The following is a 15341-nucleotide window of genomic DNA, read 5'->3' as shown; positions in this document are numbered from 1 at the left end:
CCATTAAGAGAGTAATGCGTTGAAACGCTGGCCCGTTTTTCCCCGCTCCCTGCGACAGCTCGTCATGATGGCCTTTCTGCTGATCCTGCTGCCGTTGCTGATCCTTGCCTGGCAGGCGTGGCAAAGCCTGAACGCGCTGAGCGCGCAGGCGGCATTAACCAACCGCACGACGCTTATTGACGCCCGGCGCAGTGAGGCCATGACCAACGCCGCCCTGGAGATGGAGCGCAGCTATCGTCAGTACTGCGTGCTTGACGATCGCACGCTGGAAAAGGTGTACCAGAGTCAGCGCAAGCGCTACAGCGAAATGCTGGATGCCCACGCCGGCGTATTGCCTGACGACAAGCTGTATCAGGCGTTACGTCAGGATCTGAACGATCTCGCACAGCTGCAGTGCCAAAATAGTGGACCCGATGCCGCCGCCGCCGCGCGCCTGGAAGCCTTCGCCAACGCGAACACCGAGATGGTGCAGTCAACGCGCACGGTGATTTTCTCGCGCGGCCAGCAGCTTCAGCAGGAGATCGCCGAGCGCGGCCAGTTCTTCGGCTGGCAGGCGCTGGTGCTGTTCCTCGTGAGCCTCGGGCTGGTTCTGCTCTTTACCCGCATGATCATCGGCCCGGTGAAGGGCATTCAGCGGATGATCAACCGCCTGGGGGAGGGGAAATCACTCGGAGATACGGTCGCCTTTAAAGGTCCCCGCGAGCTGCGATCCGTAGGCCAGCGCATTATCTGGCTGTCCGAGCGCCTGGCGTGGCTTGAATCACAGCGTCATCAGTTCCTGCGCCATATCTCCCATGAGCTTAAAACACCGCTGGCCAGCATGCGCGAAGGGACGGAACTGCTGGCGGACGAAGTGGCAGGGCCGCTTACGCCCGAACAGAAAGAAATTGTCGAGATCCTGGATAACAGCAGCCGCAATCTGCAGAAGCTGATTGAGCAACTGCTGGATTACAACCGCAAGCTGGCTGACGGGGCGGTTGTACTGGAAAACGTCGACATTGAACCGCTGGTGGATATGGTGATCTCCGCCCATAGCTTGCCAGCAAGAGCTAAAATGATGCATACCGGTGTAGAGCTGAATGCGCCGACCTGTCTCGCTGAACCCATGCTGCTAATGAGCGTGCTGGATAATCTTTATTCCAATGCGGTGCACTATGGTACTGAATCCGGTAACATTTATATCCGAAGCTATACGAAGGGTTCCCGGGTGTTTATAGACGTCGCTAACACCGGCACCCCGATCCCCGATGACGAAAAAACCATGATCTTCGAGCCCTTTTTCCAGGGGAGTCATCAGCGGAAAGGTGCGGTGAAAGGCAGTGGTCTGGGCTTAAGCATTGCCCGGGACTGCATACGACGTATGCAGGGTGAGCTAAACATTGCCACGGACGAACGTTCGGATGTTTGCTTCCGTATTGATCTGCCCCTGAGCCGGAAAAATCAATAAAATGAATCTATGTCTGGTGAGTATGTCACACGTCTTTTCACGCGCCGTACGCGCGGTGTTTTCCCGCAGCACGCTTCGCCTGAGCCTGCCCTGTTTATTTCTGGCTGGGTGTGTTTCCCATGTGCCGCAAAGTGCGATTAGCGATAAACAAGAAGATAAATGGCCCGATAACCAGCTGGCCGATTTCCTCTCAACCCGCTGTGACGACATCTGGAACCTGTCGGGGCATGACGTCGAAAGTAACCCGCTGTTCTGGCTGCGCGGGATAGACTGCGCCCAGCGTCTGGCGCCGGTTGACGCCCGCGCGAAAGCGGCGATGTTGGATGATGATACCTGGCAGGACGCGTTCAAGCGTGGGATTTTGCTGGCGGATGCGAAAATCACTCCCGTTGAACGCCGCGCCAACGTGACCCGACTGGACACGTTTGTGGTCAATCTTCCGGTACAGATCCGCCCGGTATACCAGCTCTGGCGTGAGGGACAGACGCTACAGCTTCAGCTTTCTGAAGAGCGCTCCCGCTACAGCAAGCTGCAACAGTCAACCGATAGCGAGCTTGATACACTGCGCCAACAGCAGCAACATTTACGTACGCAGCTGGATACCACGACGCGTAAGCTGGAGAACCTGACCGATATCGAAAGACAGCTCTCGTCGCGTAAATATCAGCCGGGGAGTTCATCCGCTGCGCCGGACAGCGATACGCCGAAACAAGAGGATGTGAAGCATGACGAGCCGTAAACCAGCCCATCTCTTACTGGTGGATGACGATCCCGGTCTGTTAAAGCTGCTGGGGATGCGTCTGGTGAGTGAAGGTTACAGCGTCGTGACCGCGGAAAGCGGGCTGGAGGGGCTGAAAATTCTCAGCCGCGAGAAAATCGATCTGGTGATAAGCGACCTGCGGATGGATGAAATGGATGGCCTGCAGCTGTTTGCGGAGATCCAGAAGCAGCAGCCGGGGATGCCCGTGATTATCCTGACCGCGCACGGGTCGATCCCGGATGCGGTTGCCGCGACGCAGCAGGGGGTATTCAGCTTCCTGACCAAGCCGGTGGACAAAGATGCGCTGTATAAGGCTATCGACAGCGCACTGGAACATGCCGCTCCGGCGGGGGATGAAGCGTGGCGGGAGCCTATCGTCACCCGCAGCCCCGTGATGCTGCGCCTGCTGGAACAGGCGAGGATGGTGGCGCAGTCTGACGTCAGCGTGCTCATCAACGGCCAGAGCGGAACCGGGAAAGAGATCCTCGCGCAGGCGATTCATAACGCCAGCCCGCGCAGCAAGAACGCCTTTATTGCGATTAACTGCGGCGCGCTCCCGGAACAACTGCTTGAATCCGAACTGTTTGGTCACGCCCGCGGCGCATTCACCGGCGCGGTAAGCAGCCGTGAAGGGCTGTTCCAGGCGGCGGAAGGTGGCACGCTGTTCCTGGACGAGATTGGCGACATGCCCGCGCCGCTGCAGGTCAAGCTGCTGCGCGTGCTGCAGGAGCGCAAAGTGCGCCCGCTGGGCAGCAACCGCGATATCGATATTAACGTGCGAATTATCTCCGCTACCCACCGCGATCTGCCAAAAGTGATGGCCCGCAACGAGTTCCGCGAAGATCTCTACTACCGTCTGAACGTGGTCAACCTGAAGATCCCGGCGCTGGCCGAACGTGCGGAAGACATCCCGCTGCTGGCGAACCATCTTTTGCGTCAGGCGGCCGATCGTCATAAACCGTTCGTGCGCGCGTTTTCCACCGATGCGATGAAGCGGCTGATGGCCGCAAGCTGGCCGGGTAACGTGCGTCAGTTGGTCAACGTGATTGAGCAGTGCGTGGCGCTGACCTCCTCACCGGTCATCAGCGACGCGCTGGTGGAGCAGGCGCTGGAAGGGGAAAACACGGCGCTGCCGACGTTTGCCGAAGCGCGTAACCAGTTTGAGCTGAACTATCTGCGTAAGCTGCTGCAGATCACCAAAGGCAACGTGACCCACGCGGCGCGGATGGCCGGGCGCAACCGCACCGAGTTTTACAAGCTGCTCTCGCGTCACGAGCTGGAAGCGAACGATTTTAAAGAGTAGTACCGCAAAATTCGCCTGAATATGGTACTGTGAGCAATCGATTACGAGGCAGCTTACAGGCAAGAGTTTAAGGACCCACCATGAAAAAGATTGATGCGATTATTAAACCTTTCAAACTGGATGATGTGCGTGAAGCGCTGGCGGAAGTCGGCATCACCGGGATGACCGTGACGGAAGTGAAAGGTTTTGGTCGTCAGAAAGGTCACACCGAGCTTTACCGTGGCGCAGAATACATGGTCGACTTTCTGCCGAAAGTGAAAATTGAAATCGTGGTCAGCGACGATATCGTGGACACCTGCGTGGACACCATTATCCGCACGGCGCAAACCGGCAAAATTGGCGACGGTAAAATCTTCGTCTTTGACGTGGCGCGCGTGATCCGTATCCGTACCGGCGAAGAAGACGACGCCGCGATTTAACGTTCTTGCCGGGTGGCGCTGCGCTTACCCGGCCTACAAAACTCTTCGTAGGCCTGCGCAAGCGAAGCGCCGCCGGGCGATTACAGCACCTTATGCGGGCCGAAGCACTCGTAATGAATGCTGTCTTTGTTCACACCCAGCCCCACCAGCTGCTGCGCGGCATACTGCATAAACGCCACCGGCCCGCAGACGTAGAACTGCATGTCCGGCGCGCTAAACGCCCCTTCCATCTGGCTTAAATTCATCAGACCTTCGCTGTCAAAGCGGGCAGCTGCGCGGTCTGCATCCGTCGGCAGGCGATACCAGGTATGCGCGGTGAAACGCGGCAGGGAGGCCCCGAGCGTTTTCACCTCATCCGCAAAGGCATGCACGTCGCCGTTTTCGGCGGCATGGAACCAATTAACCTGTGCACCGTGGTGTGATTTTGCCAGCGTATCAAGCATGGCCAGCATCGGCGTCTGGCCGACGCCCGCAGAGATCAGCGTGACCGGCGTATGGGCTTCAACGGCCATAAAGAAGTCGCCCGCTGGCGCGGCCAGATGGACCATGTCGCCCACGTTCGCTTCGTTGTGCAGCCAGCTGGAAACCTGACCGCCGTCCTCACGCTTCACCGCAATGCGGTAGCCTTTACCGTTTGGCTTGCGGGTAAGAGAATACTGGCGGATCTCCTGATGCGGGAAACCTTCAGGCTTCAGCCACACGCCCAGATACTGCCCTGGCTGGTAATCGGCCACCGGTTGACCGTCCACCGGCTCAAACTCGAAGCTGGTGATTAACGCGCTGCGCGGCGTTTTCTCAACGATGCGGAACGCGCGCGTGCCTTCCCAGCCGCCGTTCTTACTGGCGTTTTCGCTGTAGATCTGCGCTTCACGGTTGATAAACACGTTTGCCAGCACTCCGTAGGCTTTACCCCACGCATCCAGCACCTCCTGGCCCGGGCTGAACATCTCGTCCAGCGTTGCCAGCAGGTGACCACCCACGATGTCGTATTGCTCGGGTTGGATCTGGAAGCTGGTATGTTTCTGCGCGATTTTTTCCACCGCAGGCAGCAGTGCCGGCAGGTTTTCAATATTGCTGGCGTACGCCGCGATGGCGTTGAACAGCGCTTCACGCTGATCGCCGTTACGCTGGTTGCTCATGTTGAAAATCTCTTTGAGCTCCGGGTTGTGCGTGAACATGCGATCGTAGAAATGGGCGGTGAGTTTAGGGCCGGTTTGCACCAGCAGGGGAATGGTGGCTTTTACGGTAGCGATGGTTTGAGCGTCGAGCATGAGCGCGTCCTTTTGATGTCACTTTAATGATGTATTTTAAATGCATCTTATAAAAAATACCCCTGCGTTGTAAATGGTTCTTTGCAAGATGAAAAATATGCATCACAAACCTGAAAAGAAATCCGCTGGAAAGGGCGAGCGCTTTATTCCTCAAACCCTTGCGTGGCGGGAAGGAAAACGTTTGCGTAAAATCGTTTGTCAAGACCTGTTATCACAGAACTAATCAGTTATACTGTTGCCCGTCGTCCAACAGGACTGCCTTTTCAGGCCAAAATTTACTTGTTAGCTGAGTCAGGAGATGCGGATGTTAAAGCGTGAAATGAACATTGCCGATTATGATGCCGAACTGTGGCAGGCTATGGAGCAGGAAAAAGTACGTCAGGAAGAGCACATCGAACTGATCGCCTCCGAAAACTACACCAGCCCGCGCGTTATGCAGGCGCAGGGTTCTCAGCTGACCAACAAATACGCTGAAGGTTACCCGGGCAAACGCTATTACGGCGGTTGCGAGTACGTTGATATCGTTGAGCAGCTGGCTATCGATCGTGCGAAAGAACTTTTTGGCGCTGACTATGCAAACGTCCAGCCGCACTCTGGCTCTCAGGCTAACTTCGCGGTCTACACCGCACTGCTGCAGCCGGGCGATACCGTTCTGGGTATGAACCTGGCGCAGGGCGGCCACCTGACTCACGGCTCCCCGGTTAACTTCTCCGGCAAACTGTACAATATCATCCCTTACGGTATTGATGAGTCCGGTAAAATTGACTACGAAGACATGGCGAAGCAGGCTAAAGAGCACAAACCGAAGATGATCATCGGTGGCTTCTCTGCTTACTCCGGTATCGTTGACTGGGCAAAAATGCGCGAAATTGCAGACAGCATCGGTGCTTACCTGTTCGTTGACATGGCGCACGTTGCGGGTCTGATCGCTGCAGGCGTTTACCCGAACCCGGTTCCACACGCTCACGTTGTGACCACCACCACCCACAAAACCCTGGCGGGTCCACGCGGTGGCCTGATCCTGGCGAAAGGCGGTGACGAAGAGCTGTACAAAAAACTGAACTCCGCGGTGTTCCCAAGCGCGCAGGGTGGCCCACTGATGCACGTTATCGCGGCAAAAGCGGTCGCGCTGAAAGAAGCGATGGAGCCAGAGTTCAAGGTTTACCAGCAGCAGGTTGCTAAGAACGCCAAAGCGATGGTGGAAGTGTTCCTGAACCGTGGCTACAAAGTGGTATCCGGCGGGACTGAAAACCACCTGTTCCTGCTGGATCTGGTTGATAAGAACCTGACCGGTAAAGAAGCTGACGCAGCCCTGGGCCGCGCCAACATCACCGTGAACAAAAACAGCGTGCCAAACGATCCGAAGAGCCCGTTCGTGACGTCCGGTATCCGTATCGGTTCTCCGGCCGTGACTCGCCGCGGTTTCAAAGAAGCAGAAGTGAAAGAACTGGCTGGCTGGATGTGTGACGTTCTGGACAACATCAATGACGAAGCGGTTATCGAGCGCGTCAAAGGTAAAGTTCTGGATATCTGCGCACGCTTCCCGGTTTACGCATAATTCCTCTGCTTTGCAGAAATAAAAAAGGCCGCGCATGCGGCCTTTTTTTATGGCTTAACGCCGGTCCAGGGAGATGGCGCCTGGCCCCACAATCGCCAGCAAAATAAAGGCGCCAGCAATACTGACGTTCTTGTAGAAGTTAATCATGTTCGGTACGACCGCATCACCGGTCATATCCCAGTAATGATGCCCAATCACCGCCGTTCCGAGAGTGTAGAACACAAACAGTACCGCGAGAGGACGGGTGAAAAAGCCCAGTACGATCAGAATGGCGGCAGGCACTTCCATGACTACCGCAATAATGGCCGCCAGCATGGGCATCGGCGTGCCCAGCGAGGTCATGTATTGTACGGTGCCGCTAAACCCCGTCAGTTTTGGATAACCAAAGATAATAAACAGCACGACAAGCGCGATGCGGCCAATGAGCAGCAGCAGGTGACGTGACTGGCCGAAATCGAGATAACGTAGTGAGTTCATGGCAGAAAAACCTCTGCAAGTGGAGTAATTTAAACGTAATACATATTTTCATTCCCTGCCATAAGCCAGACGATTGCACAAGATGTTAATTTTTCGTTAATTTATAGCAGGCTATCTACTTGCTTAATTTTTATATTCTCGCCAGACTATGGCCTCGATTTCGGGAGGGATTCATGGTCTTGCATTCCACGCGCTGGCTGGCGCTCAGTTATTTCACCTATTTCTTTAGCTACGGCATTTTTCTGCCTTTCTGGAGCGTCTGGCTTAAGGGTATCGGCCTGACGCCCGAGACCATCGGCGTTCTGCTGGGAGCCGGGCTGGTGGCGCGTTTCCTCGGCAGCCTGCTGATCGCCCCACGCGTCAGCGATCCCTCCTTACTGATCAAGGCCGTGCGTATTCTGGCTCTGTTGACCCTGGTCTTTGTGGCCTGCTTCTGGGTCAGCCACCAGTTTGCCTGGCTGATGGTGGTGATGGTTGGCTTTAACCTGTTCTTCTCACCGCTGGTGCCGCTGACGGATGCCCTGGCGAACACCTGGCAAAAGCAGATCACCATGGACTACGGTCGCGTGCGCCTGTGGGGCTCTATCGCCTTTGTGATTGGCTCGGCGCTGGTGGGCAAACTGGTCAGCCTGTACGATTACCGCGCCATTCTTGCCCTGCTGAGTATCGGTATTGCCTCGATGCTGCTGGGCATGCTGCTGCGACCGTCGGTGATGCCGCAAGGGGAAAGTCGCCATCAGGAGAGCGCGGGCTGGCCCGCATGGCGGAGCCTGGTCGCACAGAGCTGGCGTTTTCTGGCGTGCGTATGCCTCCTTCAGGGGGCACATGCGGCATACTATGGTTTCAGCGCCATCTACTGGCAAGGCGCAGGATATTCCGCTTCCGCCGTGGGCTATCTGTGGTCGCTGGGCGTGGTGGCCGAAGTCATTATCTTTGCCCTGAGCAAAAAACTGTTCCGTCGCTTTGGCGCGCGTGACCTGCTGCTACTTTCCGCCGTGTGCGGCGTGGCGCGCTGGGGGATTATGGGCTGGACGACCGATCTGCCGTGGCTGATTGTGGCGCAAATTCTTCACTGCGGCACCTTTACCGTGTGCCATCTGGCGGCCATGCGCTATATCGCTGCGCGCGAGGGCGGGGACGTGATTCGCCTGCAGGCCGTCTATTCGGCAGTGGCAATGGGGGGCAGTATCGCGATCATGACGGTCTTTGCAGGGTTCCTCTACCAGCATCTGGGGCATGGCGTGTTCTGGGTAATGGCTCTGGTGGCGCTACCGGCAATGTTTGTTCGACCGAAAGTGGCCGCACGCGCGTAACTACGATTCCAGCATGGCGCGAATATGTTCTTGCTGCTGCGCGTTCAATGTCTCAACGGCATGGATCAACGGCGGCGAGAACAGCGGCAGGGCAGTCGGATAGGGGGTGATAACCAGCGCGGCTTCGCGCGGCGCTCCCTCTTTCTGAAAAGCCTGTAGCGTCAGATAGCGAATGTTGAGCGGCAGCAGCGTCAGCTCGCGAAGCTGCTGTTCGATCTGCTCCTCACTGGCTTTGTCTTCTCCCGTCAGCAGGATCACCTGTTTTTCATGCAGGTCGGTCTCCTGCATCAGCCAGGCCCCAAAAATCACCGCCACGAGGCTCATCTCTTCATCGGAAAAACGTAGCCCAAATTCCGCCTCCAGCTCAAACAGCGCCTCTTTCGTAGTGCGTAACAGTCGGGGATAAAGGCGGTGGATCTCCTCCGGCAGGCTGTTGTCGATGCCGATCTCAAACAGCGAACGGTCCAGCGCCTGAGCCAGATGGATATACAGCTGATCGGTCAGCCCTTGCTCATCGCTGAAGTTCATCCCCGTCTGGGAACGAAAGCGGGCCACCATGCGCACGATGGCCCGGCGTAGACGCTGATCCTGCTGGTGCTTATCAAGCACCGGATCGGGCGTGCGGAGCATCATAAACAGCAGCGCCAGAAACAGCTGTTCATCTCCGTGAGCACCCTGCGGGACGCGCCGTCTCCAGTGGCGCACGATCTCCTGCGCCGTAAAATACTCCCCTCTTGACTGGGTCCAGCTGCGCTGAACGTGGGAAAACTGCGGCGTATTCCCGAGCTGGTGCTGAATAAGGCAGTATTGCAGATAGAGCTGTAAAAACTGGACGTCGCGGCATTCAAACTGGCGCTGGAGCTTGCGTGAGCAGAAGCCGATCAGCGCCCGCAGGTTCGCATCGTCGTAAAGCGGGCGCGCGATGCCGTGTTGTTTAAGCGCGGTTTTTAATGCGGGGGTAAACTGGTGCGAGACGAACTGCGGGCAAAGCCGTAGCGCCCGGCGCAGCCAGTGCAGCAGGCATAAACGCTGATTCAGGGCTGTGCCTTCAATCCGGTAGCAGCCGTCGTGGTGCGTAACGATATCCAGCCGGTGATAGCGCTGGATTTCATCGCGCGTCTCGGCTATATCTTGCCGTGCCATCGCGTCGTCCACGCCGTTGGCAGCGATTATGCTCTGTGCGGTGACGGCAGCATCGGGCAGGTAAAGCATCAAAAGCACCTGGCAGCGGCGCTGCGAACTGGAAAGCACAGATGGAATTTCAAGCGTCGTCATCATCTGTCGGGTATCCAGTGTGAATGTTTGATAAGAATAGCTAAAGGATGAGCGCTGAAAAGCGCGCCGGCAGGCCTTTCATTCAGGATTGCTGGGGAACATCACAGAATTTTTGACGTGAGGAATTGATGCAAACAGTTAAACAATGTGCGATGGCGTTATTTTTGGCGGTTATCAGCTTAACTGCCAGCGCACACCCTCACAGCTTTATTGACCTCAAAACCGAGCTGTTTACCGACGGCACGCAGCTGAGCGGCCTGAAAATGCGCTGGACGATGGATGAAATCACCTCGGCTGACCTGCTCTATGACGCGGGAAACGCGAAGCCCGGCGATGAAATCTGGAAAAAGCTGGCAGCGGAAGTAATGGCCAACGTGCTCGGCCAGCACTACTTCACCGAGTTCTGGCATAACGGCCAAAAGGTCAAATTTCTGAACCGACCAACGGAATACGGGATGACGCGTGAAGGGCACCAGGCGGTGCTGACGTTCGTGCTTCCGCTGGCGCATCCTCAGCCGCTGGCCGGGCAAACGTACACGTTTTCCACTTTTGATCCCACTTACTATGTTGATATGCGCTATGACAAAGACAGCGACGTACGGCTGCCGGACGCGCTGCAAAAAAGCTGCAAAATTGGCGTTCATACCCCGAAGCCCAGCGAAGAGATGCTGAACTTTGCGGTCTCACTCGACAAGGACGATGCCCCACCCGAGGATATGGAATTGGGTAAACAGTTCGCACAGGAGGTGACGTTACAATGTCAGTGATCTCCTCTCCGGTTCGGAAACCTCGCCGCTGGCTGCATCTCTGGCCGCTGGCGCTCTTTTTGCTGTTAGCGGTTTGCGGCGCGCTGTGGCTGTGGCAGGCCTGGCCGCAGGTCATGATGAAAAGCATTATCTGGCAGCGTGAGGTCAACCAGCAGATGAGCGGACTGCTGAAGGCGGTGGCGGAGAACCCGACCAAAGCGGGCGGATCCCTGCTGGCGTTCAGTTTTGTCTATGGCGTTCTGCACGCGCTGGGGCCGGGGCACGGCAAAATCGTGATTACGACCTGGCTCGCCACCCATCCGTCAAAGCTGAAATCGAGCATCGGCCTGACGCTGGCTTCCTCGCTGCTACAGGGCGGCGTGGCGATTGCGCTGGTCGTTGTTGTGCTTTCACTTTTGCAGCTTCCGGCGCGCCAGCTGCACATGAGCAGCTTCTGGCTGGAGAAAGGGAGCTATGCGCTGGTGGGCGTGCTGGGGCTGATCCTGTGCTGGCGGGCGCTGAAAAAGCTGCGCGTGCTATTGCAAAAACCGACATTCAAAGCCTTTACGCCGCACCACGTTCATGATGAACACTGCGGCTGCGGACATCAGCATTTGCCCACGCAGGAACAATTACAGAATGGCGACGACTGGCGCGCGAGGTTGATGATTGTTCTCTCGATGGGCATGCGCCCGTGCTCGGGTGCCATCATGGTGCTGCTGTTCAGTAAGGTCATCGGCGTGTTCGGCTGGGGCATGCTGTCCGCGCTGGCGATGGCGGCTGGAACCTCTCTCACCATTTCGTCTTTAGCGCTGCTGGTACACAGCTTCCGTCAGCTGGCGGTCAAACTCAGCGGCAATAAAACGCCGGTGCTGTGGCGACAGATAGGGTGGACCACGCTTGCGCTGGCGGGTGGGGTGATTCTGCTGGTGGCGGCGGTGACGATGTGGATGAGTGCGGTACCGGTGGGAAGGGGATTACGGCCTTTCTAGCGTACAGAGGGATTTTGTTGGCCCGGTAAGCGTAGCGCCACCGGGCTTAACAAACTGGATTAACGCTTCAGCGCATCGCTCAGTTCATCACGCATGTTGGCCAGCATGGCTTTAACAACGCGTGGGTTACCCGCAACGATGTTGCCGGTAGACATATAGTTATGGCCGCCGGTGAAGTCGCAAACAATGGCGCCTGCTTCACGCGCGATCAGCTCGCCCGCAGCAAAATCCCATGGCTTCAGTGAGAGTTCGAAGTAACCGTCAACGCGGCCGGTTGCCACGTAGGCCAGATCCAGCGCAGCAGAACCGGTGCGACGGAAGTCCGCGCATTCGGTGAACAGTTTGCCCAGGATATTCATATAGGTGGTCGCGTGCTGTTTCGCCTTGAACGGGAAACCGGTCGCCAGGATGGTGCCGTCCAGATCGCGTGCGTTGCTGCAGCGCAGACGGTAGCCGTTCAGCTGCGCGCCCTGACCGCGGGTCGCGGTGAACAGTTCGTTACGCATTGGATCGTACACAACGGCGACTTCAGTACGGCCTTTAATGCGTACTGCGATAGACACAGAGAAGTGTGGCAGGCGTTTGACGAAGTTGGTGGTGCCATCCAGTGGATCGATAACCCATTGAACATCCTGATCGGTACCTTCATGTTCACCGCTTTCTTCGGTGATGATGGTGTGCTGTGGGTAAGATTTGCGGATCGTTTCGATAATAATCGCTTCTGCGGCTTTATCGACGTTTGTCACGAAATCATTGCTGCCTTTCTGGCTGGTTTCTACGGAGTCTGGCGTTTCGTAGTGTTTGGCAATTACATTACCCGCCTTGCGCGCTGCGCGCACGGCGATGGTCAGCATCGGATGCATCGGTCTCTCTCACTGGATGTTAAAGAACAGGAAAATCGGCGCAGAGTATAGCAGCGGGATCGGATTATGTCTCCCGTTTATGATAATATGCCCGAATATTCTTCAGACACTGAATTCAGACATTAAAAATTATGCTGCAAAACATTCGAATTGTGCTGGTCGAAACATCGCATACCGGCAACATGGGCTCCGTTGCCCGCGCTATGAAAACCATGGGCTTAACGAACCTGTGGCTGGTTAACCCGCTGGTGAAACCTGACTCGCAGGCTATTGCGCTGGCGGCCGGGGCCAGCGACGTGATCGGCAATGCCCAGATCGTCGATACCCTTGACGAAGCGCTGGCTGGCTGCAGCCTCGTTGTCGGTACCAGCGCGCGTTCGCGCACGCTGCCGTGGCCAATGCTCGATCCGCGTGAATGCGGCCTGAAAAGTGTCTCGGAAGCAGAACAGGCACCGGTTGCGCTGGTATTTGGCCGCGAGCGCGTTGGCCTGACCAACGATGAACTGCAAAAGTGTCATTATCACGTCGCGATTGCGGCAAACCCGGAGTACAGCTCGCTGAACCTGGCGATGGCGGTGCAGGTTATCGCCTATGAAGTGCGTATGGCGTGGCTGGCAACGCAGGAAAAAGAGGTTGAGCCTAAAGAAGAGACGGCTTACCCGCTGGTGGACGACCTTGAGCGTTTCTACGGTCACCTGGAGCAGACGCTGCTCTCGACCGGCTTTATCCGCGAAGGCCACCCGGGTCAGGTAATGAATAAGCTGCGCCGTCTGTTCACCCGCGCGCGTCCGGAAAGCCAGGAGCTGAACATCCTGCGCGGGATCCTGGCGTCGATTGAGCAGAAGAATAAAGAGTAGTGTCGTCTGTTCGCCGGGTGGCGCTTCGCTTACCCGGCCTACAAAACCGTCGGTCGGGTACGCGAAGCGTCACCCGACAAAAAACGGCACGGAAGGTTAAATACCTGACTAAAACAGTCAAGTAAATAGTTGACCATTTTAGTCAGGAATGTCAGACTTGGCCCTGCTATGCAATACCCCCATTTTACAATAAAAAACCCCGGGCAGGGGCGAGTTTGAGGTTAAGTAAGACATGAGACTGACATCTAAAGGGCGTTATGCCGTGACCGCGATGCTGGACGTTGCGCTCAACTCCGAAGCGGGCCCGGTTCCGTTGGCTGATATTTCTGAACGACAAGGGATCTCCCTCTCTTACCTGGAACAGCTGTTCTCCAGACTGCGTAAAAATGGACTGGTTTCCAGCGTTCGTGGCCCAGGCGGCGGTTATCTGCTGGGTAAAGACGCGGGCAGTATTGCAGTTGGCGAAGTGATCAGCGCAGTTGACGAATCCGTTGACGCGACCCGTTGCCAGGGTAAAGGCGGCTGCCAGGGCGGCGATAAGTGCCTGACCCACGCGCTGTGGCGCGATCTGAGCGACCGTCTGACCGGCTTCCTGAACAACATCACCCTCGGTGAGCTGGTGAACAACCAGGAAGTTCTGGACGTATCGGGCCGTCAGCACGGCCATGATTCCCAACGCAGCACCCGCGCGCAGGACGCTATCGACGTCAAATTACGCGCGTAATAAAACGATAAGTATTTCAGAATCAGGCCGGGGCGAAGACTCGCCCCGTGTACTCGGTCGTACATCCAGCCGGTTGCCTGATTCCTTGCATTGAAGCGATGTACGGAGTTTATAGAGCAATGAAATTACCGATTTATCTCGACTACTCCGCAACCACGCCGGTGGACCCGCGTGTTGCCGAGAAAATGATGCAGTGTCTGACCCTGGACGGAAACTTTGGTAACCCAGCTTCCCGTTCACACCGTTTTGGCTGGCATGCTGAAGAGGCGGTTGATATCGCCCGTAATCAGATTGCTGACCTGGTGGGTGCCGACCCGCGTGAGATTGTTTTCACCTCCGGTGCGACCGAATCCGACAACCTGGCGATCAAAGGTGCAGCCAACTTTTATCAGAAAAAAGGCAAGCACATCATCACCAGCAAAACCGAACACAAAGCCGTGCTGGACACCTGCCGTCAGCTGGAGCGTGAAGGGTATGAAGTCACCTACCTGGCGCCACAGAGCAACGGCATCATCGATCTGAAAGAGCTCGAAGCGGCCATGCGTGATGACACCATTCTGGTCTCCATCATGCACGTCAACAACGAAATCGGCGTGGTACAAGACATCGCGACCATCGGCGAAATGTGCCGTGCGCGCGGTATCATCTACCACGTGGACGCGACCCAGAGCGTGGGCAAACTGCCTATCGACCTGAGCCAGCTGAAAGTGGACCTGATGTCTTTCTCCGGCCACAAAATCTATGGCCCGAAAGGGATTGGCGCGCTGTACGTTCGTCGTAAACCCCGTATCCGCATCGAAGCGCAGATGCACGGTGGTGGTCACGAGCGCGGCATGCGTTCCGGTACGCTGCCTGTTCACCAGATCGTGGGCATGGGCGAAGCCTACCGCATTGCAAAAGAAGAGATGGAAACCGAGATGGCACGCCTGCGCACGCTGCGTAACCGTCTGTGGGACGGCGTGAAGGATATGGAAGAAGTGTATCTGAACGGCGATCTCGAGCAGGGCGCACCGAACATCCTCAACGTCAGCTTCAACTATGTTGAAGGCGAGTCGCTGATCATGGCGCTGAAAGACCTAGCGGTTTCTTCCGGTTCTGCCTGTACGTCTGCAAGCCTTGAGCCATCCTACGTGCTGCGTGCGCTGGGTATGACTGACGAGCTGGCACACAGCTCTATCCGTTTCTCTTTAGGTCGTTTCACTACCGAAGAAGAGATTGACTACACCATCAAGCTGGTTCGCAACGCCATTGGCCGTCTGCGCGACCTTTCTCCACTGTGGGAAATGTTCAAGCAGGGCGTGGATCTGAACAGCATTGAATGGTCACATCACTAATC

General features: G+C 56.6%; 15 protein-coding genes. 11 read left to right on the top strand and 4 right to left on the bottom strand.

All coding sequences use genetic code 11. From position 1 onward, the window contains the following. Positions 1–19 precede the first annotated feature (19 nt). The 4 genes from qseE to glnB all read left to right on the top strand — a co-directional run bounded on the left by qseE (position 20) and on the right by glnB (position 3929). Entirely contained in the window at positions 20–1447 is a 1428-nt protein-coding gene (gene qseE / locus BMW97_RS16150) for a two component system sensor histidine kinase QseE/GlrK (RefSeq protein WP_052714363.1), read from the top strand. A gap of 1 nt (position 1448) precedes the next feature. Beyond that, a complete protein-coding gene (qseG, locus tag BMW97_RS16145; protein ID WP_023325881.1) occupies positions 1449–2186 on the top strand; it encodes a two-component system QseEF-associated lipoprotein QseG in 738 nt (245 codons plus the stop codon). After that, positions 2173–3510: a two-component system response regulator GlrR gene (glrR, locus tag BMW97_RS16140; protein WP_045908542.1), complete on the top strand. Its 1338-nt coding sequence runs from the start codon at positions 2173–2175 to the stop codon at positions 3508–3510. The genes qseG and glrR overlap by 14 nt, the downstream gene beginning before the upstream one ends. An 80-nt stretch (positions 3511–3590) precedes the next feature. After that, complete coding sequence (gene glnB, locus BMW97_RS16135; RefSeq protein WP_003860685.1) at positions 3591–3929, top strand: nitrogen regulatory protein P-II; 339 nt, start codon at positions 3591–3593, stop codon at positions 3927–3929. Positions 3930–4009: 80 nt separating this feature from the next. On the opposite strand, the gene hmpA is transcribed toward glnB, so the two are convergent. Continuing rightward, the gene (gene hmpA, locus BMW97_RS16130) at positions 4010–5200 is read right to left on the bottom strand and encodes an NO-inducible flavohemoprotein (RefSeq protein ID WP_045908543.1); all 1191 of its coding nucleotides are present in this window, start codon (positions 5198–5200) and stop codon (positions 4010–4012) included. 304 nt (positions 5201–5504) lie between these two features. On the opposite strand from hmpA, the gene glyA reads away from it, so the two are divergent. Then, complete coding sequence (gene glyA, locus BMW97_RS16125; protein WP_008502165.1) at positions 5505–6758, top strand: serine hydroxymethyltransferase; 1254 nt, start codon at positions 5505–5507, stop codon at positions 6756–6758. 54 nt (positions 6759–6812) lie between these two features. Here the strand turns inward: glyA and BMW97_RS16120 are convergent, their stop codons facing one another. Beyond that, positions 6813–7235: a DoxX family protein gene (locus BMW97_RS16120; protein ID WP_008502164.1), complete on the bottom strand. Its 423-nt coding sequence runs from the start codon at positions 7233–7235 to the stop codon at positions 6813–6815. A gap of 173 nt (positions 7236–7408) precedes the next feature. Here BMW97_RS16120 and BMW97_RS16115 point away from each other — a divergent pair, with 173 nt between their 5' ends. Next, positions 7409–8548, top strand: coding sequence for a 3-phenylpropionate MFS transporter (locus BMW97_RS16115; protein WP_045908544.1), 1140 nt, complete (start codon positions 7409–7411; stop codon positions 8546–8548). Here BMW97_RS16115 and csiE read toward each other — a convergent pair whose 3' ends face one another. Next, positions 8549–9826: a stationary phase inducible protein CsiE gene (csiE, locus tag BMW97_RS16110; protein ID WP_045908545.1), complete on the bottom strand. Its 1278-nt coding sequence runs from the start codon at positions 9824–9826 to the stop codon at positions 8549–8551. Positions 9827–9951: 125 nt separating this feature from the next. Here csiE and BMW97_RS16105 point away from each other — a divergent pair, with 125 nt between their 5' ends. Both BMW97_RS16105 and BMW97_RS16100 read left to right on the top strand, forming a co-directional pair. Beyond that, on the top strand, positions 9952–10590 hold the full coding sequence (locus tag BMW97_RS16105) for a DUF1007 family protein (RefSeq protein ID WP_045908546.1): 639 nt from the start codon (positions 9952–9954) through the stop codon (positions 10588–10590). After that, positions 10581–11561 (top strand): nickel/cobalt transporter, encoded by a 981-nt coding sequence (locus BMW97_RS16100; protein ID WP_045908547.1) that lies wholly within the window; start codon positions 10581–10583, stop codon positions 11559–11561. Before BMW97_RS16105 ends, BMW97_RS16100 begins: the two co-directional genes overlap by 10 nt. Positions 11562–11620: 59 nt before the next feature. Here the strand turns inward: BMW97_RS16100 and suhB are convergent, their stop codons facing one another. Then, entirely contained in the window at positions 11621–12424 is an 804-nt protein-coding gene (suhB, locus tag BMW97_RS16095) for an inositol-1-monophosphatase (protein WP_003860668.1), read from the bottom strand. Positions 12425–12555: 131 nt separating this feature from the next. Here suhB and trmJ point away from each other — a divergent pair, with 131 nt between their 5' ends. From trmJ to iscS, 3 genes are all read left to right on the top strand, one after another. Continuing rightward, positions 12556–13281, top strand: coding sequence for a tRNA (cytosine(32)/uridine(32)-2'-O)-methyltransferase TrmJ (trmJ, locus tag BMW97_RS16090; protein WP_008502159.1), 726 nt, complete (start codon positions 12556–12558; stop codon positions 13279–13281). 232 nt (positions 13282–13513) lie between these two features. Continuing rightward, a complete protein-coding gene (iscR, locus tag BMW97_RS16085; RefSeq protein WP_045399615.1) occupies positions 13514–14005 on the top strand; it encodes a Fe-S cluster assembly transcriptional regulator IscR in 492 nt (163 codons plus the stop codon). Positions 14006–14124: 119 nt separating this feature from the next. Continuing rightward, complete coding sequence (gene iscS / locus BMW97_RS16080) at positions 14125–15339, top strand: cysteine desulfurase (protein WP_045908548.1); 1215 nt, start codon at positions 14125–14127, stop codon at positions 15337–15339. Positions 15340–15341: the final 2 nt, after the last annotated feature.

This window comes from Enterobacter sp. NFIX58 (assembly GCF_900110475.1).
GTDB classification, from domain to species: Bacteria; Pseudomonadota; Gammaproteobacteria; order Enterobacterales; family Enterobacteriaceae; genus Enterobacter; species Enterobacter quasiroggenkampii.
Note: the sequence above shows the minus strand (reverse complement) of the source record. Positions and strands in the feature narration are given on the sequence as shown.

What these genes read in the sequence shown, in the direction of transcription:
- qseG (WP_023325881.1), top strand. Translation starts at nt 1,449, where the DNA reads ATGAATCTATGTCTGGTGAGTATGTCACACGTCTTTTCACGCGCCGTA.
- glrR (WP_045908542.1), top strand. Translation starts at nt 2,173, where the DNA reads ATGACGAGCCGTAAACCAGCCCATCTCTTACTGGTGGATGACGATCCC.
- glnB (WP_003860685.1), top strand. Translation starts at nt 3,591, where the DNA reads ATGAAAAAGATTGATGCGATTATTAAACCTTTCAAACTGGATGATGTG.
- hmpA (WP_045908543.1), bottom strand. Translation starts at nt 5,200, where the DNA reads ATGCTCGACGCTCAAACCATCGCTACCGTAAAAGCCACCATTCCCCTG.
- glyA (WP_008502165.1), top strand. Translation starts at nt 5,505, where the DNA reads ATGTTAAAGCGTGAAATGAACATTGCCGATTATGATGCCGAACTGTGG.
- BMW97_RS16120 (WP_008502164.1), bottom strand. Translation starts at nt 7,235, where the DNA reads ATGAACTCACTACGTTATCTCGATTTCGGCCAGTCACGTCACCTGCTG.
- BMW97_RS16115 (WP_045908544.1), top strand. Translation starts at nt 7,409, where the DNA reads ATGGTCTTGCATTCCACGCGCTGGCTGGCGCTCAGTTATTTCACCTAT.
- csiE (WP_045908545.1), bottom strand. Translation starts at nt 9,826, where the DNA reads ATGATGACGACGCTTGAAATTCCATCTGTGCTTTCCAGTTCGCAGCGC.
- BMW97_RS16105 (WP_045908546.1), top strand. Translation starts at nt 9,952, where the DNA reads ATGCAAACAGTTAAACAATGTGCGATGGCGTTATTTTTGGCGGTTATC.
- BMW97_RS16100 (WP_045908547.1), top strand. Translation starts at nt 10,581, where the DNA reads ATGTCAGTGATCTCCTCTCCGGTTCGGAAACCTCGCCGCTGGCTGCAT.
- suhB (WP_003860668.1), bottom strand. Translation starts at nt 12,424, where the DNA reads ATGCATCCGATGCTGACCATCGCCGTGCGCGCAGCGCGCAAGGCGGGT.
- trmJ (WP_008502159.1), top strand. Translation starts at nt 12,556, where the DNA reads ATGCTGCAAAACATTCGAATTGTGCTGGTCGAAACATCGCATACCGGC.
- iscR (WP_045399615.1), top strand. Translation starts at nt 13,514, where the DNA reads ATGAGACTGACATCTAAAGGGCGTTATGCCGTGACCGCGATGCTGGAC.
- iscS (WP_045908548.1), top strand. Translation starts at nt 14,125, where the DNA reads ATGAAATTACCGATTTATCTCGACTACTCCGCAACCACGCCGGTGGAC.